This window comes from Ferrovibrio sp. (assembly GCF_046297595.1).
Lineage (GTDB): Bacteria > Pseudomonadota > Alphaproteobacteria > Ferrovibrionales > Ferrovibrionaceae > Ferrovibrio.
Map to the genome: position 1 here is coordinate 94910 of NZ_JBKBHT010000001.1, position 21078 is coordinate 115987.

Here is a 21078-nt window from a genome sequence, read left to right on the forward strand (position 1 = left end):
CTACTCCTCGAGACCAAATTATTCCTCAAGACCGCGGCCCTTGGCCTTCTTCAGTTCGTCTTCGTCCGGCACCCTATCGGTGAAATAGCCGGCCGCCTTCTTGGCATCCATCTCCACCCTGGCATCGGCGGGGATCAGTTCGTCGGGGATCGGCACACGCTCGACCACCTGGATGCCGCTGTCGACGATCGGCTGGAACTTCATGTTGCTCATCGAGACCAGCCGGTCGATCCGGCCGATGCCCAGCCAGTGCAGGATGTCGGGCATCAGCTCCTGGAAACGCATGTCCTGCACGCCGGCTACGCATTCGGTGCGCTGGAAATAGGCCTCGGCGCGGTCGCCGCCTTCCTGCCGCTTGCGCGCATTGTAGACCAGGAACTTGGTCACCTCGCCCAATGCGCGGCCTTCCTTGCGGTTATAGACGATCACGCCCACGCCGCCCTGCTGCGCCTCTTCGATGCAGACCTCGATGCCATGCGCGAGGTAGGGCCGGCAGGTGCAGATATCCGAACCGAACACATCCGAGCCGTTGCATTCGTCATGGATGCGGCAGGCGATCTTGGTTTCCTTTTTGCCCAGCTTCGAGACATCGCCGAACAGGTAGACGGTCATGCCGCCGATGGGCGGCAGGAATACCTTCAGGTCGGGCCGCGTCACCAGCTCGGGGAACATGCCGCCGGTCTGCTCGAACAGGCCGCGGCGCAGTTCGGTCTCGCTGATCTTGAAGCGCTTCGCGACGCCGGGCAGCCACCAGACCGGCTCGACCGCCATCTTGGTCACCTTCACGTCGCCATTGGCGGCCAGGATGTCGCCGTCGGGCTTCAGCCGGCCGGCCTGGATGGCCTGGTGCAGCTCGGGCATGTTGATATGCGCCTTGGTCACCGCGATGGTTGGCCGGATGTCCCATCCGGCGGCGATCTGCGCTGCGAAGACGTCCGTCGTCATATGGCCCCACGGGTCCATCGAGACGATCTTTTCCGGATCCGCCCATTGCGGGAACGGGCCGATGGGTTCGGCCGGCGCAGTGTTGGTCAGGTCGGGCTTGTGCTCGGCCTTGAGCTGGCCGGCGGCGATGGCCAATGCGCGATACAGCGAATAGGCGCCCGAATGCGTGCCGATGGCATTCTTGCCGCCGGGATTCTTCAGCGTCGCCACAACAGGTCCGCGCTGGCGCGGATCGGCGGCGCCCCACTCCACCGGCAGCGGCTTGGCGCTCGCCGAAGTGCTGGGATGCGAAGTCAGGACAATCGACTTCGGCGCGGCTTTCTTCTCGTTCGGGATATTGGGGATGTCTGTCGTACTCATGGTCTGTACCCAAAGCTTGAGGGACCGGTTTTACGCAAAGGGGCCGCCAGGTTGGCGAATTCGCACAGCAGCGGACGGGTGTCGCGCGGATCGATGATCTCTTCCACCAGGAAGGCTTCTGCCGTGCGGAACGGCGAGCGCACGCGGTTCAGCCGTTCTTCGATATCCTTCAGCAGCGCGGCGGGGTCCTCGGCCTTCTCCAGGTCGGCGCGATAGGCCGCCTCGATGCCGCCTTCCAGCGGCAGGCTGCCCCAGTCGCCCGACGGCCAGGCATAACGGTAGCGCAGCCGCGTGTGATTGGAATGGGCCGCGCCGGCCACGCCGAAAGCCTTGCGCAGGATGATCGAGCACCAGGGCACGGTGGCCTGATACACGGCAGTGAGCGCGCGGGCGCCATGGCGGATGGTGCCGCTCTGCTCGGCCTCGGGGCCGATCAGGAAGCCGGGAATGTCGACGAAATGCACCACCGGCAGGTGGAAGGTCTCGGCCAGGTCGATAAAGCGCGTGATCTTGTGCGCGGCATCGGCGGTCCAGCCGCCGCCATAATGATAGGGATCGCTGGCCAGGATTGCGACGGGCCAGCCATCCAGCCGTGCCAGGCCGGTGATCACCGAACGGCCATACAGCCGCCCCATCTCGAAGAAGCTGCCCTCGTCCAGCACGGCATCCAGGATCTCGCGCGTCTTGTAGACGCGGCGGCGGTCGCGCGGGATCACGGACAGCAGTTTCTCGACCCGGCGCTGCGGATCGTCCTGCGGTGCGATGCGCGGCGGCAGGTCGTAAACCGATTGCGGCAGGTAGGACAGGAAGCGTTTCGCAGCAGTGAACGCCTCTTCCTCGCTGGCCACCGCCAGGTCGATGGCGCCGGCGCGGGCATGGATCTCGCTGCCGCCCAGTTCCTCCTTGGTCATTTCCACGCCGGTGCGCGCCACAACGGGGGGCCCGGCGATGAACATCTGCGAGATGCCTTCCACCATCACCGAGAAATGGCTGGTGACAGTGCGGGCAGCACCGAGGCCGGCCACCGAACCCAGCGCCAGCGCCACCACCGGCACGGTGCTCAGGTTCGTCACGCAATGTTCCCAGCCGGGCAGCAGCGGAACGTAGGTGCGGCCTTCCATCTCCAGCGATTTCACCGAACCGCCGCCGCCGGTGCCATCCACCAGGCGGATCATCGGGATGCGCAGTTCATGCGCCATCTGTTCGGCCATCACCTGCTTCTGCCAGATGGCGGCATCGGCCGCGCCGCCGCGCACGGTAAAATCGTCGCCGCCCACCACCACGGGCCGCGCATCGACCTTGCCGCGACCGAACACGAAATTGGTTGGCGAAAAATCCTGCAGCTGGCCGGTGGCGTCGTAGACGGCGCGACCGGCAATGGCACCGATTTCGTGGAAGGAACCAGGGTCGAGCAGCTGGTCGATGCGTTCGCGCACCGTCAGCTTGCCGCCGTCATGCTGGCGCTTGATCTTGTCGGGCCCGCCCATCCGGCGGGCCATCTCTTCACGCCGCCGCAACTCGGCGATCTCGGCTTCCCAGCTCATGTTTTTTGGCCTCTTGGCACTGGAAAGCGATGGAGTCTAACGCCGCCCGCAGGCCGGCACAATGGCCGGAATGGCTCTGTAACCGCCTGTCCCCAAAGCTTAACGCGGCGGCAGGACAGGATTTGCCCTGGCCGGCTGTCACACCGGCCATCCCTGCCCCGTCTTTGTCATGAGCGCGCATGGTGCGCGCAGGAGAAAAGCGATGACCCCCCGACTGAAATACCCGCACAAATCCGCCCCCGACGGCATCAAGGCCATGATGGCGCTGGAAGCCAGCTTCGAAAAAAGCGGCCCGGAAGAAAGCCTGCGCCATCTGGTGAAGCTGCGCGCCTCGCAGATCAACGGCTGCGCCTTCTGCATCCACATGCACGCCACCGACGCCCGCAAGCATGGCGACAGCGAAATGCGGCTTTACATGCTGAATGCCTGGCGCGAGAGCACGCTTTACAGCGACCGCGAACGGGCGGCACTGGCCTGGACCGAGGCGCTCACCCTGCTGCCGCAGACCGGTGCGCCGAATACCGATTACGAGCTGGTCAAGGCGCAGTTCTCGGAAGCCGAACAGGTACAGCTCACCCTGCTGATCGGCGCGATCAACGTGTGGAACCGCCTGCAGGTCGGCTTCCGCGCCTCGCACCCGGTGGATGAGAAGGACAAGGCTCCGGCGTGACCAAGTCCGTCATCCCGGCCTTGAGCCGGGATCCCATTCTGTTGATGGAAAATGGGGCCCCGGGTCAAGCCCGGGGTGACAACTATGGGTTACACCCGCGCGATCGTCGCCAGCGCCGTGGCGACGATCCGCTCCTGCCCGTCCTTCACGGCAAAAACATCGGCGCGCGTCACCACCTGGCGCTTGCCGGCCTTCACCACGATGCCGGTGGCGACCAGGCTGTCGCCCACCGCCGGCGCCAGCAGGTTGAGCTTGTATTCCGAGGTCACCACGTCGCCCACCACCGAGGCCGCCGCCCAGGCACAGACCGTATCGGCCATGTAGCCGACGATGGCGCCATGGGCGAAGCCATGGTGCTGCGTCATGTCGTTTCGCACGTCGATGGCGATCTTCACCGCGCCGGGTTCGAAATCCACCAGCTTCGTGCCGACCCAGTTGGTGAAGGGGCTGATGGCGATGGCCTGTTCCAGATGCGCGCGGGTGAACCGGGCTTCCGTCGTTTGTGGTTCGCTCATTTCAGACTCCTTCTCAGCAGGCGGCCGATCTGCCGCAGCGGCTCGGCGGAATGTTGCGTCCGCGCCAGGATCACGGCGCCTTCCAGCGACGTGACGGCCAGCAAGGCAAGGTCGGCGGCTTCCGCCGGTTTCCTGCCCTCGGCGCGCAGGGCAGCGGCAATCGCCTCGGCCCAGTCGCGATAGCCGGCCTCGCAGGCCAGGCGCAAAGGCTCGATGAATGGCCCGGTCTCGACAGCGACGATGGTGAGCGGCGAGCCGTCGCGGAATTTCGATGCCTCCAGCCAGCCAGCGATGGTCTCGGCCAGATTGCCGATGGCTTCGGCCACCGTGCCGCTGGCGGCCAGTTCATCGTGCAACGTGGCCATGAACCGCGCCGATGCCCAGTCCACGGCGGCGGCGGCCAGCTGCTCCTTGCCTGCGGGGAAATAGTGATAGAGCGAGCCTTTCGGCGCGCCGCTTTTTTCCACGATCTCGTTTAAGCCCGTGCCGGCATAGCCGCGCCGCGACATCAGCTTCGCCGTCATGGCGACGAAGCGGTCGCGGGCGGAAACGCGGGGTTGTTTCGCGGCGGCGGTCGATCTGGCCATGTCATAATTATATAGACTGGTCTAATTATGACAAGGCCCGAAAGAAGGGGCCCGGCGGCCCCTTCTCCGTTATCGGCGGTTCAGAAGCTGCCCGGATAATTGCCGCCGTCCAGCAGCACATTCTGGCCGGTCATGTAGGCCGCCTGCACCGAGCAGAGGAAAGCGCAGACCTGGCCGAATTCCTCGGCCGTGCCGAAGCGGCCGGCAGGGATGCTGGCGGCCTGTTTCTCGAATTCGGCCGCCAGCTCAGATCCGCTCTTGCCGGTCTGCGCGCCGATGGTCTGTTTCAGCCGGTCGGTCAGGAAACGGCCGGGCAGCAGGTTGTTGATGGTGACGCCATCCTTGGCCACCTGGCGCGACGCGCCGGCGACGAAACCATGCAGGCCCGAGCGCGCGCCGTTCGAAAGCCCGAGGATCGGGATCGGCGCCTTCACCGCGCTGGAGGTGATGTTGACGATGCGGCCGAACTTGCGCGCCGCCATGCCGTCCACCACCGCCTTGATCAGCAGGATCGGCGTGATCATGTTGGCGTCCACCGCCTTGATCCAGTCCTCGCGCCCCCAGTCGCGGAAATTGCCCGGCGGCGGGCCGCCCGCATTGTTGACCAGGATGTCGATCTGGCCGGCGGTTTCCAGCGCCTGCTGGCGGCCGGCCTCGGTGGTGATGTCGCCCGCCACGGTCTTCACCGTCACACCCGGCGCCTCGGCGCGGATCTTCGCGGCCGCCTGTTCCAGCACCTCGGCGCCGCGCGCCGTGATGGTGACATTCACGCCTTCCTTCGCCAGCGCCACAGCGCAGCCCAGCCCCAGACCCTTGCTGGCGGCGCAGACCAGAGCGTTACGGCCCCTGATGCCGAAATCCATGACTCGTTCTCCTGATGATCGGATCGAATAAAACCGCTCAACAGATAGCGCTACCGTGCCCCAGCTGCAATCGCTGCGGCAACTACTGGGCCGTCAGGCCGCCATCGACCAGCAGTTCCGAGCCGGTGGTGAATTTCGATTCATCGCTGGCCAGGTAGAGGATCGCCTGCGCCACATCCTCCACCGTGCCCATATGCCCGATGGGATGCAGGCCTTCCAGGAAGCGGCGCGTCTTCTCAGGGTCGCGCGAGCCGTTGATGTGGCTTTGCACCAGCGCGGTCTCGACATAGGCCGGATGCACGGAATTGACGCGGATGTTCCAGCGGCCATAGGCCGCTTCCATCGCCAGCGCCTTGGTGAACAGCGTGACGGCGCCTTTCGAGGCGCAATAGGCGCTCATCTGCGGCGCACCGACCTTGCCGGCAACGGATGCCACGTTGACGATCGAGCCGCCGCCGCCCGGTTTATCAGACGTAGATTGCCTCATCAGCGGAATGGCATGCTTGCAGCCGAGGAACACGCCGTCGGAATTCACCGCCTGCACCAGCCGCCATTCCGCCAGCGTCATCTCGGTGACGTTGCGATGCAGGCCGATGCCGGCATTGTTGACCAGCACGTCCAGCCGGCCTTCCCGTGCCGCCACATCGGCGACCACGGACCGCCACTGGTCTTCCTTAGTCACGTCCAGCGACAGGAAACGCGCCTTGGGGCCAAGCGCCGCTGCAACAGCCGCGCCATCGTTGCGGTCGGTGAGGATCACCTGCGCGCCCTCGGCAACAAAAAGTTCGGCGGCGGCCCGGCCGAAGCCCGATGCCGCGCCGCTGATCAGCGCGACCTTGCCCTGCAGGCGCGCCATGTCAGCTTTCCTTCGCCGCAAGGCCCCAGTCGCGCAGGGCCGCCTCGCCGCCCTCGCCGCGCTTCGGCGGCTGGTTGCGAATGGCGCCCGGCGTGCGCGAGAAACGCGGCGCCGGCGCCGGCTGCGTCACGCCGTCGGGCGCGACAAAACTCTGTCGCGCCGCCATATGGGCATGCTTCGGCGCTTCCTCCAGGCTCAGCACCGGCGCGAAGCAGATGTCGCTGCCTTCCATGATGGCGCACCATTCGTCGCGCGTTTTCGTGCGGAAGGTGGCGGCGATGGCGGCCTGCAGCGAGGGCCAGCGTTTGCGGTCATGCTGCTTGGGCAGGATGGCCGGATCGAGGCCCAGCTTCTGGATCAGCTCGGCATAGAACTTGCCCTCGATGGAGCCGATGGCGACGAAGCGGCCATCGCTGCACTCGAAGGTGCCATACCACGGCGCGCCGCCATCCAGCATGTTGGTGCCGCGCTGGTCGCTCCACAGGCCGGCCGCCTTCATGCCGTAGAACATGGTCATCAGCGATGCCGCGCCATCCACCATGGCGGCATCCACCACCTGGCCCCTGCCCGATTGCTGGCGCTCGTACAAAGCCGCCAGCAGACCCATCGCCAGATACAGCGAGCCGCCGCCGAAATCGCCCACCAGGTTGAGCGGCGGCACCGGCTGGCCGGTCGTGCCGATGGCATGCAGCGCGCCGGTCAGCGCGATGTAGTTGATGTCGTGGCCGGCCGCCGGCGCCATCGGGCCCTCCTGGCCCCAGCCGGTCATGCGGCCATAGACCAGCTTCGGATTGCGCTGCAGCGCTACGTCCGGCCCGAGGCCCAGGCGCTCCATCACGCCGGGGCGGAATCCTTCCAGCACCATATCGGCCTTCGCCATCAGGTCGAGCACCAGCGCGATGGCCTTCGGGTCTTTCAGGTCGAGCGCCAGCGAGCGTTTGCCGCGGCCGAGCAGTTCGTATTTCGGTTCGATGGGCAGGCCGAGATCGACATCGCCGGTGCGGTCGATGCGCAGCACGGCGGCGCCCAGATCGGCCAGCAGCATGCCGCAGAACGGCACCGGGCCGATGGCCGGCATCTCGATCACTTTCAACCCAGAGAGCGGACCGCTCATTTCTTTTCACCGTCGCTCTTGGGGCTCTTCGGCTGCCATTCGGCCACCGGCAGGCCCTGCTTCTTCCACTCGCCGAAGCCGCCTTCGATATGGGCGAGCTTTTCCAGCCCCATCTCCTTGGCGGTTTTGGTCGCCAGCGCCGAGCGCAGGCCGCCGGCGCAGTAGAAGATGAATTCCTTGTCCTCGGCGAAGGTCTTGCGGTGATACGGGCTTTCCGGATCGATCCAGAATTCCAGCATGCCGCGCGTGGCATGCAGCGCGTTGGGGATCATGCCGTCGCGTTCCAGCTCGCGCGGATCGCGGATATCGACGAACACGACATTCGGATCGTTGAATTTCGCGGCCGCCTGCTGCGGCGTGAGCGTGACGATTTCCGCCATCGCCTCGGCGACCAGGGCCTTGTAGCCTTTGCGCATCGGGTTTCCTCCGTATCCTGATGCGCCGACTATAGGTCAGCCTTTCGGATCAGGCCATGCCCACTCCGGAATCAGGCCCGGCCACAGTTGCGGCCACAAACGCGGCTGCCAGTCCCAGCCGGCTTCCGTCACGGCATGGCGCACCGCCGCGATCAGCGCGTCGTTCTCCTCGATCAGCAGCGTGTTGCCGCGCCAGCGTTCCGGCGGCGACGGCGCCTGGCCCAGTTCGCTCGCGGCATCGGGCCGGCCCACCACCGGCAAGACATTGACGACGCTGCGTTCGGAATCGAACGCGAGATCGAGTCCGGTGATCCAGTCGCGTCCGGCCAGCCGATCGAGGTCCTGCCGGCGCAGATCGGCGGTATGGCCGGCCAGCAGCAGCCGGCCGCTCCGCGGATCGTACATCGCCTCGATGCGCAGGTCGGCCGAGTTCAGGTCTTCCAGCCGCTCGCGCAGGTCGGCCAGTTCCACCGGCGCGGTTTTGCCGCCCCGGAAGGCGGCCTGTTCCAGCCACATCCCCGCCACCGCCAGATGCAGCGCCAGCCACAAGGCCACGACCACGCCATGGCCGGTGCGGCCATGCAGCAGGCGCAGCGGACCGGGGAAACGCCGCGCGCGCAAAGCCGGCGTGGCGCGGCGGCGCTGGACCAGCGCGTCGCTATGCGGGCCGTAGAAGGCGAACAGCGTATCGCCGATCACCAGCCACTGGCCACGCGCATACCCCTTCTTCTCTCCGCCGGTCTGGAACGACATGCCTGCATCGGCATATTCGACGCCGGCGGAAGCGAAATTGGCGAAACGCAATTCGGCCGCCTGTTCCGCTGCGCGCGCCGAGCGGAAGCGCGCCGCGATGCAGGCGGTGCCGTCGTGGAAGCGCGCCAGTTCGGCGGCCAGCGCCTCGGGGAACAGCGGATGCAGGTCGCGGTATTCGCTGGCATGGCGGCCGAACACCGCCCAGGAATTCATGAAGCCGCCATAGCGCGTGGCCAGCGCCACGGTGTCGATGCCCAGCCGCCGCGCCGCCCAGCGGTCGAACAGCGCATAGAGCCCCGCCGGCACGCCAATGCCGCTCACCAGCACCAGCAGCACGGCCAGCCACGGGCCATCGGCCGGCCAGTCGACTCCCGTTGCCGCCAGAATCTGGGCGATACGCTCCACCACCGCTTCCCCGCCTGCCCCGATTGCCACCCTTAAGATACTGAGGCGACAATAGAATATCCGTTACCCAGATGTTAACGGAATCTTTGCCCCGACTCCTATAAGCAGGACGGGATCAAAACAGGTTTCCGGACCCATGGCCCCGCTGCCGCCCTTCTCCGCCGCCCTCAATGCCGCCCGCGCCGACAGCTACCGCGTCGGCGGCCACCAGGTGAGCTACGAGCTGCTCAGCACGCTGAAGCAGGCCAGCAGCCGCACGGGCGTCGACTTCGCCTATCTGGTCGCCCAGGCCGGGCAGGAGAGCGGCTTCCGCCCCGATGCCCAGGCGAAGACCAGTTCGGCGCGCGGCCTGTTCCAGTTCATCGAAAGCACCTGGCTGGAGATGGTGCGCGATCATGGTGCCAAATACGGCCTGGCCGAACAGGCCGCCCAGATCAGCGCCGGCGGCGACGGCCGCCCGCGCGTGGCCGATACCGAGGCACGCAAATCCATCCTGGCCCTGCGCGACGATCCGCGCATCGCCGCCGCCATGGCCGCCGAATACGCGCGCAGCAACCAGCAGATCCTCGCCCGCGAATTCGGCGTCGATGCGCAGAAGGTCGACCTCTATCTCGGCCATTTCCTCGGCGCGAACGGCGCCACGAAATTCCTTGCCGCCCTGAAGGATAATCCGGCACAGAACGCCGCCAGCCTGCTGCCCGAGGCCGCCGCCGCCAACCAGGGCGTGTTCTACACCTCGGAAGGCAAGGCGCGGTCGCTGGGCGACATCTACGCCTTCTTCAAGGACAAGCTGAACAGCAAGGCCACCGGCCTTGAAGCCGTGCCGCTGGACGATGCCGCCGCCATCGCGCGCAGCGGCGGCGCCGGCCGGTCATCGGTTCAGAGCCAGCTCGACGAGCAGCGCCGCCTCACCGATGCCAGCGTGAAGATGATGGCGATGGAAATGCTGCACAAGATGATGCTGGGCCGGGCCAACGCCTTCGGCCGCAGCAGCGATACCGACAGCAGCTGGTAAGTATTACACCACTTTCGTCAACACCGGCTGGCCGGCGAAGAACGCCAGGATATTCTTCAGCACCAGATCGCCCATCGCCTGCCGCGTGGCATGGGTGGCCGAGCCGACATGGGGCGCCAGCGTCACGCTGTCGAGTTTCCACAGCGCCTCGGGCACGTTCGGCTCGTCGGCGAACACGTCCAGCCCCGCCCCGGCCAGCTTGCCGTCCACCAGCGCCTGCACCAGCGCCGGCTCCACCACCACCGAGCCGCGCGCGATGTTGACCACATAGCCCTTCGGCCCCAGCGCGTCGATCACCGCCTGGTTCACCAGCCCTTCGGTTTCCTTGCCGCCCGGGCAGGCGACCATCAGGATGTCGACATCCTTCGCCATCGCCACCAGGTTGTCGTAATAGCGCCAGGCAATGTCGGCCTTTTTGCGCGGGCCGAAATAGCTGATCTCGACATTGAAGGGTTCGGCGCGGCGCGCGATGGCCTGGCCGATGCGGCCCAGCCCCAGCACGCCCATCTTCTTGCCGCCGAGTTTGTCGGTGAGCGGGAATTTGTCCTTCGGCCAGCGGCCCTGGCGTACGAACTGGTCGCCCTGCGGAATGCGGCGCATCATGCCCAGCAGCAGCGCCATGGCGGTGTCGGCCACGTCGTCGGTCAGCACGTCGGGCGTGTTGGTCACCGTCACGCCGCGCTCCTTGGCGCAGCCGATATCGATGGAGTCGTAGCCCACGCCGAAACTGGAAATCATCTCCAGCTTGGGCAAGGCCTCGATCAGCGCACGATTGGCGCCGACGCCGCCCGAGGTGACCATGCCGCGCACATTGGGCGCCACCTGCTTCACCAGCGCGTCGCGGTCGGCCGCCTCCCACAGGCGATGCACCTTGAATTCCCGGTCCAGCACCTGCTGGATCGCCGGCGGCATGGCGGTGGTCTGCACGATCTCGACGGCCATGGTCTCCTCCCTCTAACTGATATATCAGTGGCAAACCTAGCGGCAGGGCCGGGTTTCCCGCAAGTCGCAGGCGCGGCGAACCAGATGGACCAATCCGCCCTGGACATTCGGCCCGCGAGAGATTGACAGGCGGTGCGTGTTGTTCCGATCCTGCCCGCCCCACAGGAGTTCAGAATGTCGAAGCCCTCGCCCAAAGGCATGCAGCGCAACCTCGCCAATTACGGCGATGCCGGTTTTTCCGTTTTCCTGCGCAAGGCCTTCATCAAGGCGCTGGGTTATACCGACGAGGCCCTCTCGCGCCCGATCATCGGCATCGTTGATACGGCGTCCGGCTACAATGCCTGCCACCGCAACGTGCCCGAGCTGATCGAGGCGGCCTCGCGCGGCGTGATGCTGGCCGGCGGCATCCCCGTGCCCTTCCCCGTGATCTCGATCCAGGAAAGCTTCGCCAATCCCACCAGCATGTATCTGCGCAACCTGATGGCCATGGACGCGGAAGAGATGATCCGCGCCCAGCCGATGGATGCCGTGATCCTGCTCGGCGGCTGCGACAAGACCGTGCCGGCGCTTCTGATGGGCGCGGCCAGCGCCAACGTGCCGGCCATTATGCTTGTAACGGGTCCCATGCTTGCAGGGTCATGGCGCGGCGAAAAGCTGGGCGCCTGCACCGATTGCCGCCGCTTCTGGGCGCGCTATCGCGCCGGCGAGATGACCGACGCCGAGATCAACGAGGTGAATGCCGAACTTGCCCCCACCATCGGCACCTGCGGCGTGATGGGTACGGCCAGCACCATGGCCCTGACGGTGGAAGCCATGGGCATGATGCTGCCCGGCGGCGCGGCCGTGCCGGCCGTGCATGCCGAACGCCGCCGCCTGGCCGAGCAGACCGGAGCGCGCGCCGTATCGATGGCGGCCGAGGGCCTGACGCCCGACAAAATCATGACGCCGGCCGCGTTCAGGAATGCGCTGCGTGTTCTGCTCGCCGTGGGCGGCAGCACCAATGCGCTGATCCATCTCACCGCCATGGCGGGGCGGCTGGGCATTGGCATCGACCTTGAAGGCTTCGACAAACTCGGCCGCGAGACGCCGGTGCTGGTCGATCTCAAGCCCACCGGCCAGCATTACATGGAAGACCTCTACAAGGCCGGCGGCCTGACGCCGATCCTGCGCGAGCTGGGTCCGCTGATCGACCGCGCCTGCCTCACGGTCACGGGCAAAACGCTGGGCGAGAATATCGACGCCGCGCCGCAATCGTGGAAGCAGGACGTGATCCGGCCGCTTGGGAATCCCGTCTATGCCAACGGCGCGATGGCCGTTTTGCGCGGCAACCTCGCGCCCGACGGCGCCATCATCAAGCAGGCCGCCGCCACACAGAGCCTGTTGCAGCATGAAGGCCGCGCCGTGGTGTTCGACGGCCTGCCCGATCTGGCGGCACGGCTGGACTCACCCGACCTCGACGTGAAACCTGATGACATTCTGGTGCTGCGCAATGCCGGGCCGAAAGGCGCACCCGGCATGCCCGAGGCCGGCTATATCCCGATCCCCAAGAAACTGGCGTTACAGGGCGTGAAGGACATGGTGCGCATTTCCGATGCGCGCATGAGCGGCACGGCCTATGGCACCATCGTGCTGCATATCGCGCCGGAATCCGCAGCGGGAGGCCCGCTCGCCCTGGTGCAGACCGGCGACCGCATCCGGCTGGATACTGCCGGCCGCCGCATCGACCTGCTGGTGGATGAGGCCGAACTGGCCCAGCGCCGCGCGGCATTGCCGCCCCTGCCAACGGGCACAGGCCGGCGCGGCTACGAGAAACTCTATTTCGACAGCGTGACCCAGGCGGATAGCGGCTGCGACTTCGATTTCGCGGTGCCGGGGATCAGGGAATGGGTACGATAGCGAAAATAATTGTTGTCGCTATGATGAGTGACTAACATCCACCTTGCATGTGGAAGTTCATTATAAGGATAATTTGGACCGAAAGGAGCCTCGCTCAACGCGTCGGGCAGGCAATAGCATTTGGTCTGCCACAGTTAGCGGCGATACTAAGTCCATACCTTGGTGGCGCAACATTCCACTGGACGCATCTAACTCTAATCGGGTTCGCCGCTCTTTCATTTATTATTGCGTGGCACTGCCTTTCAAAAGCTTATGCTTACGAATTAGAAAAACAGCCTGTCTTTAAACATAATGTTCAATGGCTTGAGAATAATCTCCAACTTTCGCTGAAAAATGCATCCAGTCGAAGCATAGAGAATTGCTGCGTCAAAGTTCGCAATCAACGTACATTAGACGGAAGCATGCTTATCGAGATGCAAAAGGTTTTGACACCACTGGATGGAGGACCATCCAGATTTACGATTGATCCGAATGATTGGCGTTATTTTAACTTCGCTCGCATTGCACGGATCCGTGATCAAGAAACATTAGTAATTGGTCCAGATGAACATGGAAAATTTTATGAAGCCGCCGGGCGTGATTGCGCTGTAAAAATTGGCATAACCTTCAAAGATATCGCGATGCCTGTTTTTCATATTCTAATTAAATTGGATGCTAGTGAAGCTCGAATAGCTTCAAGACATGAAGCGAAATACTACAAAAATATTCGGCGGAGCAATCCAACCCCAAGGAAAATGCCAACAGAAGTAATTTTAGATGAATAGATTACTTCTTACGGCGAACCTTGAACCGGCCCTTCGCCGCCCTACTTAATTCTCATCGCTCTTGCCCATCGTGAATCAGCATGTCCGTGCCGGCCCGCCAGCCGGCATTTTGCATTTTCAGGCCCCGGCGCGAACGGGATCGAACTGGCCCTGAACGGGATCGAACGGGTATCCAACTGGATCGAACTGGCATCGAACCGGCCATCAACTGGCCCGAACTGGTCGCCAACCGGCCCCAACAGGCCGCCGCTTCCGGCGCGGGATTGGCCGGAATTGGCAATCATTGGCGATAATTGTCGATTATTGTCGATAATTGGCGAGGGTCTGGCCGGCCCGGAACACCGCCCTGGCCGTCACGCCACCGCCTTCGCCGGGCCGTGTCGCGCAGACCGGCCCAGCTTTATCAGCAGCTTGTCGGCTATTCCGCCGCCGCCGATGCCTTGCCGCCCTGGGCCATGGCCGCCGGCTCAGGTTTCGCCTTGGCCAGCGGCACGAGGTTGTTCAGGAACTGGTCGGTGCAGGCATCCCAGGAATACTGCAAAGCCAGCGCGCGGCACGCTTCGGGCGATTTGCCCAGCGCTTTTTTGATCGCCACCGCCAGGTCCTCGTGCAGGGCGCCCACCTCCGGGTGCGGCCCCACGATGTCGATGGGCCCGGTCACCGGATAGGCCGCCACCGGCACGCCCGAGGCCAAAGCCTCCAGCAGCACCAGGCCGAAAGTGTCGGTCAGGCTGGGGAAGACGAACACGTCGGCGGCGGCGAAATAGCTGGCCAGGTGGCCGTTCTCCAGATAGCCGGCGAACACGGCCTCGGGGTATTTGGCGCGATAGCCTTCCAGGTCGGGGCCGATGCCCACCACCAGCTTGGTGCCGTCGAGCTTGAGCTGCAGGAAGGCCTCGATGTTCTTGTCCACCACCACGCGGCCGGCATAGAGATAGATCGGCCGCGGCAGATCGAGGATGTCTTTCGGGCGCGGCTTGAAGCGTTCGATGTCCACGCCGCGCGACCAGGTCTTCAGGTTCCTGAAGCCCCAGTCCGACAGGCTCTTGGCCAGGCTGTCGGTCGCCACCATCACGCCGGCCGAGCCGCCATGGAACCAGCGCATGAAGGCATAGCTCCATTTCAGCGGCAGCTTCGTGCGCTCGTGAATATATTCGGGGAATTTGGTGTGATAGGCGGTGGTGAAGATCAGGCCGTTGCGCTTGCAGTATTTGCGCGCCGCCATGCCCAGCGGCCCCTCGGTGGCGATGTGGATCGCATCCGGGTTGAAGGCCTCGATCAGTTTCACCAGCCGGCGATAGGGCAGGATCGAAAGCTCGATCTCGGGGTAAGTGGGGCATGGCACGCGGCGGAACTGCTCCGGCCCGATTACCTCCACCACATGGCCGCGGCGCTCCAGCACCTCGCGGGTCTTGGTCAGGGTCCGCACCACGCCGTTCACCTGCGGGTGCCATGCATCGGAAACGATCAGAATGCGCATGGATTGATCTCGCTTTTTTATCCGGGCCGACCAGCCGTGATTCACCGATTCCCGATCCCATCACGATTCGATGACAGGGCGATGAAAGCCTGGGGATAAGTCGGAGACAGTCGTGACACCCGCGTGACAATCCACAGGGCTGCGCCGTCGCGCCGTTTCGCTCTGGAGGCCTGCTGAGCTGCGGCATCCGGCATTGCTGCGACCGGCCGGCCTTGTCATAATTCGGCCATCCACGGGGAGCCGACCATGCGCCACAGCCGTCCTTTCGCCATCCTTGCCGCCGCCGCCCTCGCCCTGGCGGTCGCCGCCTTCGGCCCGGCCGTCCGGGCCCAGGACAAGGTGGTGAACATCTACAACTGGTCGGATTACATCGATCCGCAGGTGCTGAAGGATTTCGAGGCCGAGACCGGCATCCGCGTGCGCTACGACGTCTACGATTCCAACGACACGCTGGAATCCAAGCTGCTGGCCGGCAAGACCGGCTACGACATCGTGGTGCCGACGCAATACTACATGGCGCGCCAGGTGCAGGCCAAACTGCTGCGGCCGCTCGACAAGGCCAAGATCCCCAACCTGAAGAATCTCGACCCCGAGCTGATGCAGCGTCTGGCGAAGTTCGACCCGGAGAACAGACACGCCGCCATCTATCTGTGGGGCACAAGCGGCATTGGCCTGAACCCCGACAAGATCAAGCAGCGCATGCCCAACCCGCCGGCCAATTCCCTGCGCATGCTGTTCGATCCGGCGGTGGTGTCGAAATTCGCCGATTGCGGGGTGGTGGTGCTGGATGCGCCCGACGAGCTGATGACGGCGGCGCTGAAATATCTCGGCCTCGATCCCAACGCCAAGGATGCCGACAGCATCGGCAAGGCCGAGGCCGTGCTGATGAAGGTGCGGCCCTATATCCGCAAATTCCACTCCTCGCAGTACATCAACGATCTGGCCAATGGCGATGCCTGCCTGGCCTATGGTTTCTCGGGCGATATCCTGCAGGCCCGCACCCGCGCCGAGGAAGCCAAGAAGGGCGTGCGCGTGCAATACCTGCTGCCCAAGGAAGGCGCGCAGCAATGGTTCGACGTGATGGCGATTCCCGCCGATGCGCCGAATGCCGACAACGCCCATGCCTTCATCAACTACATCCTGCAGCCCAAGGTGATCGCGAAAATCACCAATGCCGTGCAGTATCCCAATGCCGTCCCGGCCTCGCTGCCCTTCGTCGACAAGGAGGCGATGGCAGACAAGGACGTGTTCCCCACCGCCGAGATCATCAAGACGCTGTATACCGTGCAGCCCTTCAACCAGAGCGAACAGCGCCTGCTGACCCGCGCCTGGACCCGCGTGAAGGGCGGCAACTGAGATCATGGCGCTGCTGGAGCTGCGCGGCGTCGCCAAGCAATACGGTGGCGAAACGGCGGTCGATGCCATCGACCTGAATGTCGAGGCCGGGGAAATCCTGGTCCTGCTCGGCCCTTCGGGCTGCGGCAAGTCCACCCTGCTGCGCATGATCGCCGGCCTGGAACTGCCCGATGGCGGCCGCATCCTGCTGGATGGGCAGGACATCACATCCCTGCCCGCCTATCGCCGGCCGGTGAACATGATGTTCCAGTCCTATGCCTTGTTCCCGCATCTTTCGGTGCGCGACAACATCGCCTTCGGCCTGCGCCGCGAGGGCCTGCCTTCGCCTGAAATCACCACGCGCGTGGATGAGGCCATGGCGATGCTCGAGATCGCCGGCTTCGCCGGCCGCAAACCTGATCAGCTTTCCGGCGGCCAGCAGCAGCGTGTTGCGCTGGCCCGCGCGCTGGTGAAACGGCCGCGCCTGCTGCTGCTGGATGAACCGCTCGGCGCGCTCGACAAGCGCCTGCGCCAGCAGACCCAGGCCGAACTGCGCCGGCTCAACCGCCAGACCGGCATCGCCTTCGTGTTTGTGACCCACGACAACGACGAAGCCATGGCGCTGGCCGACCGCATCGCCGTGATGCAGGCCGGCCGCCTGCGCCAGGTGGATCATCCGCGCCGCATCTATGATCGCCCGGTGGATCGTTTCGTCGCTAGCCTGATGTGCGACATCAACCTGTTCGACGCCGAGGTGCAGGCCGAAAGCGGCGACCTCGTTGTTGCCAAGGCCGGCAGCCTAGACCTGCGTTTTCCCGCCGATGCCACGCCGCGCGCGGCCGGCGGCCGGCAGTTGCTCGGCCTGCGGCTGGAGCAGATCGAGATTTCGCGCGAACCCCTGCCCGCCGCGCCCAACACGGCCTCGGGTGTGGTCACCGATATCGAGTATATCGGCGACATGACCACCATCGCGGCGAAGCTGGCCGATGGCCGCATCCTCAAGGCCTCGCAGCTCAACGCCATCCACGAGCCGCTGCTGGAGCTGGACCAGACCGTCTGGCTGCAATGGGAAGCGGCCGCCGTGATTCCGCTGGCCGACTGAGATGACCCGACGCGGCTTTGTCCTGATCGCCCTGCCGGCCCTGTGGACCGCGCTGCTGGTGGCCGTGCCGCTGCTGATGGTGCTGAAGATCAGTTTCGCCGAACCGCAGATGGCGCAGCCGCCCTATACGCCGCTATTTGCCGACGGCGCGCTGAGAATCCACTTCGGCAACTACGCCCTGCTGATGGCGGACGCGCTGTATCTGCGCGCGCTGGGCAACAGCCTGCTCTATGCCGGCATCGGCACGATCTGTTGCCTCGCGCTAGGCCTCGCCATCGCCCGCGCGGTGGAGCGCGCGGCGCCGCGCTGGCAGCCCTTTCTGCTGGTGCTGATCATCCTGCCCTTCTGGACCTCCTTCCTGATCCGCGTCTATGCCTGGATCGCGCTGCTGAAACCCGAAGGCCTGATCAATGCCGCACTGATCTGGCTCGGCCTGATCGACGAGCCGCTGGTGATGATCAACACCGGTTTCGGCGTGGCTTTGGGCATGACCTATTCCTACCTGCCGTTTGCCATCCTGCCGATCTATGCCAGCCTGGTGGGCCAGTCGCCGAAACTCACCGAGGCTGCCGTCGATCTCGGCGCCTCGCCGCTGCAGGCCTTCTGGCTGGTCACCCTGCCCCTGGCGCGGCCCGGCCTGATCGCCGCCGGCCTGATGGTGTTCATCCCCATGGTCGGCGAATTCGTGATCCCCGACCTGCTCGGCGGTTCGGCCACCATCATGCTGGGCCAGACCCTGTGGAGCGAATTCTTCTCCAACCGCGACTGGACCATGGCCAGCGCGCTGGCCGTTCTGCTCACCCTGCTGCTGCTCGGGCCGGCCTTGTGGCTGCAGCGGCTGGAACTGGGGGGCCGCACGCGATGAGGCGGTTCAGCGGCATCAACCTCGCGGCTTTGGCCTTCGGGCTGGCCTTCCTCTACCTGCCGATCCTGCTGGTGGTGATCTTTTCCTTCAACGCCTCCAAGCTGGTCACGGTCTGGGGCGGCTTTTCGCTGCACTGGTATGGCGTGCTGTTCTCCAATCCAGCCTATCTGGAAGCCGCGCTGCATTCCCTGCAGATCGCCGTCGCCGCCGCCACGCTGGCAACCCTGCTCGGCACGCTCGGCGCGCTGGCGCTCACCCGGCTTGGCCGTTTCCCCGGCCGGCAGCTTTTCGGCGGCCTGATGCTGGCGCCGATGGTGCTGCCCGAGGTGATCCTCGGCGTCTCTGCTTTGATGCTGTTCGTCGCCCTCGACCTGGAACGTGGCCTGCTCACCGTGGCGCTGGCCCATGCCACCTTCGGCACGGCCTTTGCGCTGGTGATCATCCAGTCGAAACTCGTCAGCCTCGATCCCAACCTGGAAGCCGCCGCGCGCGACCTCGGCGCCGGCCCGGTCTCGGCCTTCCTGCTGGTGACGGTGCCCAGCCTGCTGCCGGCCCTGGTGGCAAGCTGGCTGCTGGCCTTCACGCTGTCGCTCGACGACGTGGTGATCGCCTCCTTCGTCAACGGCCCCGGTGCGACCACCCTGCCCGTGCGGGTCTACAGCGCCGTGCGGTTGGGCGTCTCACCCGAGATCAACGCGATCTCGACCATCATGCTGGCGCTGGTCAGCCTCTGCGTCATCGTCGCCAGCCTGCTGCACAAGCGTACGCTGGTCGCCAGCCGCTGAGCACGGGCAGGTACGACGCAGGCGCTGGCAGAGCCGTCTCCGCCAGCACCCGCCCGCCTGTTCGTCCCGGTCAGATGACCTGGCCACCGGAGACCTCGATCCGCTGGGCATTGATCCAGCGGTTGTCCTCCGACAGCAGGTTGGCGATCATCGGGCCGATGTCATCCGGCAGGCCCACGCGGCCAAGCGCGGTCATGTCGGCGAAGGCCTTGTTGATTTCCGCATTGTCGCGCACCGCGCCGCCACCGAAGTCGGTCTCGATGGCGCCCGGCGCCACCGTGTTGACCGCGATGCCGCGCGAGCCCAGCTCCTTGGCCAGATATACGCTCAGCACTTCGATAGCCCCCTTCACTGCCGCATAGGCGGCGTAGCCGGGATAGGATATCCGGGTCAGGCCCGATGACAGGTTGACGATGCGGCCGCCATCGGCGATCAGCGGCAGCAGCGTCTGCGTCAGGAAGTAGACGCCCTTGAAGTGGACGTTAACCAGACCATCGAACTGCGCCTCGGTGGTCTCGCCGATCAGCGCATAGTCGCCATGGCCGGCATTGTTCACCAGATGGTCGAAAGTCTCGCGCCCCCAGATGTCCCGCAGGGCCGCCCGCAGCCGCTCGGCGAAGGGTGCAAAGGCGGTCATGTCGCCGCTGTCGAGTTGGAAAGCGACCGCCTTGCGACCCATGGCCTGAATCTCCGCCACCACGGCCTCCGCATCGGCGCTGCGGCTCTGGTAGGTCAGGATGACGTCGCCGCCCCGGCGGGCGATGCTGAGGGCGGCGTTGCGGCCGAGGCCGCGGCTGGCGCCAGTAATCAAGGTGATCTTGCTCATGTCGGGCTCCTGGGCTGGGGTGTCGTGACACCCTGAATATCTCCCTGGAAAACCGCCCTTTGTTGCCGGATGCTCGGCGTTCCTTGCCTAATCCTCCAAAACCTCGTGCGTCGACGGCAGCGACCCGCTAGGCTGTCGGCATGACCATGCTGCTGAACACGGCCCGCCGCTATGCCGACGCCCATGCCGATGCGAACGGCATCGCGCAGACGCCGATCCCCGGCCTGTTCCTCGTGCGCGCGACCATGCCCAGCGACCTGGTTTATGCGATCTCGCGGCCGATGGTCTGTCTCGTCCTACAGGGCAGCAAGCATGTCACCATGGGCATGCAGGGCTTCGCCTTCACCGCCGGCGATTCTCTGCTGGTCACCGCCGACGTGCCGACCGTGAGCCAGATCACGCGCGCCAGTGCCGGCGCGCCCTATTATTCGCTCGTGCTGGACCTTGACCTGCCTGTCATCGCCGAGCTGGCGGTGGAGATGAAAGCGGCGCATGTGGCCGACCCTGCCCCCGTGCGGGTCGATCCCACCGATACCGAAGTCGCCGACGCTGCGTTGCGGTTGATGCGTCTGCTGGACCGCCCGTCATCCGTGCCGGTGCTGCAGGCGCAGCTGCTGCGCGAAATGCATTACTGGCTGTTGACCGGGCGGCACGGATCGGCGATCCGGCGTCTGGGCTGGCCGGACGGCCATGTCCAGCGCGTGGCGCGGGCGGTGGCCGTGCTGAGGGCCGAGTTCGCCCAGCGCGTGCCGGTCGAACGTCTGGCGGCCGTGGCCGGGATGAGCCCGTCATCCTTCCACCAGCACTTCCGCGCCGTCACTTCGCTGTCGCCGCTGCAGTTCCAGAAGCAGCTGCGCATGATCGAGGCCCGTCGGCTGATGCTGTCGGAGGGTTTGAGCGCGAGCAACGCCGCCTTCGCTGTCGGCTATGAGAGCGTATCGCAGTTCACCCGCGAATATGGCCGGCTGTTCGGCCTGCCGCCCGTGCGGGACATAGAAGCCGCAAAGGCGAGGCTACGCTCGGTCGCCTAGAGCGAGAAA

The 21078-nt window shown here is 65.2% G+C and carries 21 protein-coding genes; 9 read left to right on the forward strand and 12 right to left on the reverse strand.

Annotated elements, in window-relative coordinates; genetic code table 11:
- Positions 1-18: 18 nt before the first annotated feature.
- Complete coding sequence (locus ACK4FJ_RS00520; RefSeq protein WP_409762383.1) at positions 19-1305, reverse strand: GTP cyclohydrolase II; 1287 nt, start codon at positions 1303-1305, stop codon at positions 19-21.
- Positions 1302-2849: an acyl-CoA carboxylase subunit beta gene (locus ACK4FJ_RS00525; RefSeq protein WP_409762386.1), complete on the reverse strand. Its 1548-nt coding sequence runs from the start codon at positions 2847-2849 to the stop codon at positions 1302-1304. The genes ACK4FJ_RS00520 and ACK4FJ_RS00525 overlap by 4 nt, the downstream gene beginning before the upstream one ends.
- Before the next feature lie 202 nt (positions 2850-3051).
- On the opposite strand from ACK4FJ_RS00525, the gene ACK4FJ_RS00530 reads away from it, so the two are divergent.
- On the forward strand, positions 3052-3519 hold the full coding sequence (locus ACK4FJ_RS00530; RefSeq protein ID WP_409762389.1) for a carboxymuconolactone decarboxylase family protein: 468 nt from the start codon (positions 3052-3054) through the stop codon (positions 3517-3519).
- A gap of 89 nt (positions 3520-3608) precedes the next feature.
- Here the strand turns inward: ACK4FJ_RS00530 and ACK4FJ_RS00535 are convergent, their stop codons facing one another.
- From ACK4FJ_RS00535 to ACK4FJ_RS00565, 7 genes are all read right to left on the reverse strand, one after another.
- Positions 3609-4034 carry a PaaI family thioesterase gene (locus ACK4FJ_RS00535; protein WP_409762392.1) on the reverse strand — a complete coding sequence of 142 codons (426 nt, stop codon included), beginning with the start codon at positions 4032-4034 and terminating at the stop codon, positions 3609-3611.
- Positions 4031-4621, reverse strand: coding sequence for a TetR/AcrR family transcriptional regulator (locus tag ACK4FJ_RS00540; protein WP_409762395.1), 591 nt, complete (start codon positions 4619-4621; stop codon positions 4031-4033). Before ACK4FJ_RS00540 ends, ACK4FJ_RS00535 begins: the two co-directional genes overlap by 4 nt.
- Positions 4622-4701: 80 nt before the next feature.
- Positions 4702-5484: an SDR family oxidoreductase gene (locus ACK4FJ_RS00545; protein ID WP_409762398.1), complete on the reverse strand. Its 783-nt coding sequence runs from the start codon at positions 5482-5484 to the stop codon at positions 4702-4704.
- 82 nt (positions 5485-5566) lie between these two features.
- Positions 5567-6340 carry a glucose 1-dehydrogenase gene (locus ACK4FJ_RS00550; protein ID WP_409762401.1) on the reverse strand — a complete coding sequence of 258 codons (774 nt, stop codon included), beginning with the start codon at positions 6338-6340 and terminating at the stop codon, positions 5567-5569.
- Position 6341: 1 nt separating this feature from the next.
- The gene (locus ACK4FJ_RS00555) at positions 6342-7454 is read right to left on the reverse strand and encodes a CaiB/BaiF CoA transferase family protein (protein WP_409762404.1); all 1113 of its coding nucleotides are present in this window, start codon (positions 7452-7454) and stop codon (positions 6342-6344) included.
- Positions 7451-7870, reverse strand: a complete 420-nt coding sequence (locus tag ACK4FJ_RS00560) for a rhodanese-like domain-containing protein (protein WP_409762407.1) — start codon at positions 7868-7870, stop codon at positions 7451-7453. The genes ACK4FJ_RS00555 and ACK4FJ_RS00560 overlap by 4 nt, the downstream gene beginning before the upstream one ends.
- Positions 7871-7906: 36 nt before the next feature.
- The gene (locus ACK4FJ_RS00565; protein ID WP_409762410.1) at positions 7907-9058 is read right to left on the reverse strand and encodes a hypothetical protein; all 1152 of its coding nucleotides are present in this window, start codon (positions 9056-9058) and stop codon (positions 7907-7909) included.
- A 106-nt stretch (positions 9059-9164) separates the two neighbouring features.
- Between ACK4FJ_RS00565 and ACK4FJ_RS00570 the strand changes: the two genes are divergently transcribed.
- Positions 9165-10043: a transglycosylase SLT domain-containing protein gene (locus tag ACK4FJ_RS00570; RefSeq protein WP_409762413.1), complete on the forward strand. Its 879-nt coding sequence runs from the start codon at positions 9165-9167 to the stop codon at positions 10041-10043.
- A 3-nt stretch (positions 10044-10046) separates the two neighbouring features.
- Here ACK4FJ_RS00570 and ACK4FJ_RS00575 read toward each other — a convergent pair whose 3' ends face one another.
- The gene (locus tag ACK4FJ_RS00575; protein WP_409762416.1) at positions 10047-10985 is read right to left on the reverse strand and encodes a 2-hydroxyacid dehydrogenase; all 939 of its coding nucleotides are present in this window, start codon (positions 10983-10985) and stop codon (positions 10047-10049) included.
- A gap of 174 nt (positions 10986-11159) precedes the next feature.
- Between ACK4FJ_RS00575 and ACK4FJ_RS00580 the strand changes: the two genes are divergently transcribed.
- Positions 11160-12881 (forward strand): IlvD/Edd family dehydratase, encoded by a 1722-nt coding sequence (locus ACK4FJ_RS00580; protein ID WP_409762419.1) that lies wholly within the window; start codon positions 11160-11162, stop codon positions 12879-12881.
- 47 nt (positions 12882-12928) lie between these two features.
- Entirely contained in the window at positions 12929-13645 is a 717-nt protein-coding gene (locus tag ACK4FJ_RS00585; RefSeq protein WP_409762421.1) for a hypothetical protein, read from the forward strand.
- 418 nt (positions 13646-14063) lie between these two features.
- On the opposite strand, the gene ACK4FJ_RS00590 is transcribed toward ACK4FJ_RS00585, so the two are convergent.
- Positions 14064-15125: a glycosyltransferase family 4 protein gene (locus ACK4FJ_RS00590; RefSeq protein ID WP_409762424.1), complete on the reverse strand. Its 1062-nt coding sequence runs from the start codon at positions 15123-15125 to the stop codon at positions 14064-14066.
- A 246-nt stretch (positions 15126-15371) separates the two neighbouring features.
- Here ACK4FJ_RS00590 and ACK4FJ_RS00595 point away from each other — a divergent pair, with 246 nt between their 5' ends.
- Genes ACK4FJ_RS00595 through ACK4FJ_RS00610 form a run of 4 tightly spaced genes read left to right on the forward strand, consistent with a single transcriptional unit; the run spans position 15372 to position 19212 of the window.
- Positions 15372-16481, forward strand: a complete 1110-nt coding sequence (locus tag ACK4FJ_RS00595) for a polyamine ABC transporter substrate-binding protein (protein WP_409762427.1) — start codon at positions 15372-15374, stop codon at positions 16479-16481.
- Positions 16482-16485: 4 nt separating this feature from the next.
- Entirely contained in the window at positions 16486-17562 is a 1077-nt protein-coding gene (locus tag ACK4FJ_RS00600; protein WP_409762430.1) for an ABC transporter ATP-binding protein, read from the forward strand.
- Between the two features lies 1 nt (position 17563).
- Positions 17564-18427, forward strand: a complete 864-nt coding sequence (locus ACK4FJ_RS00605) for an ABC transporter permease (protein ID WP_409762433.1) — start codon at positions 17564-17566, stop codon at positions 18425-18427.
- Positions 18424-19212 carry an ABC transporter permease gene (locus ACK4FJ_RS00610; protein ID WP_409762436.1) on the forward strand — a complete coding sequence of 263 codons (789 nt, stop codon included), beginning with the start codon at positions 18424-18426 and terminating at the stop codon, positions 19210-19212. Before ACK4FJ_RS00605 ends, ACK4FJ_RS00610 begins: the two co-directional genes overlap by 4 nt.
- A 70-nt stretch (positions 19213-19282) precedes the next feature.
- On the opposite strand, the gene ACK4FJ_RS00615 is transcribed toward ACK4FJ_RS00610, so the two are convergent.
- Positions 19283-20038 (reverse strand): SDR family oxidoreductase, encoded by a 756-nt coding sequence (locus ACK4FJ_RS00615; RefSeq protein WP_409762439.1) that lies wholly within the window; start codon positions 20036-20038, stop codon positions 19283-19285.
- A 140-nt stretch (positions 20039-20178) separates the two neighbouring features.
- Between ACK4FJ_RS00615 and ACK4FJ_RS00620 the strand changes: the two genes are divergently transcribed.
- Entirely contained in the window at positions 20179-21069 is an 891-nt protein-coding gene (locus ACK4FJ_RS00620; RefSeq protein ID WP_409762442.1) for an AraC family transcriptional regulator N-terminal domain-containing protein, read from the forward strand.
- Positions 21070-21078 lie beyond the last annotated feature (9 nt).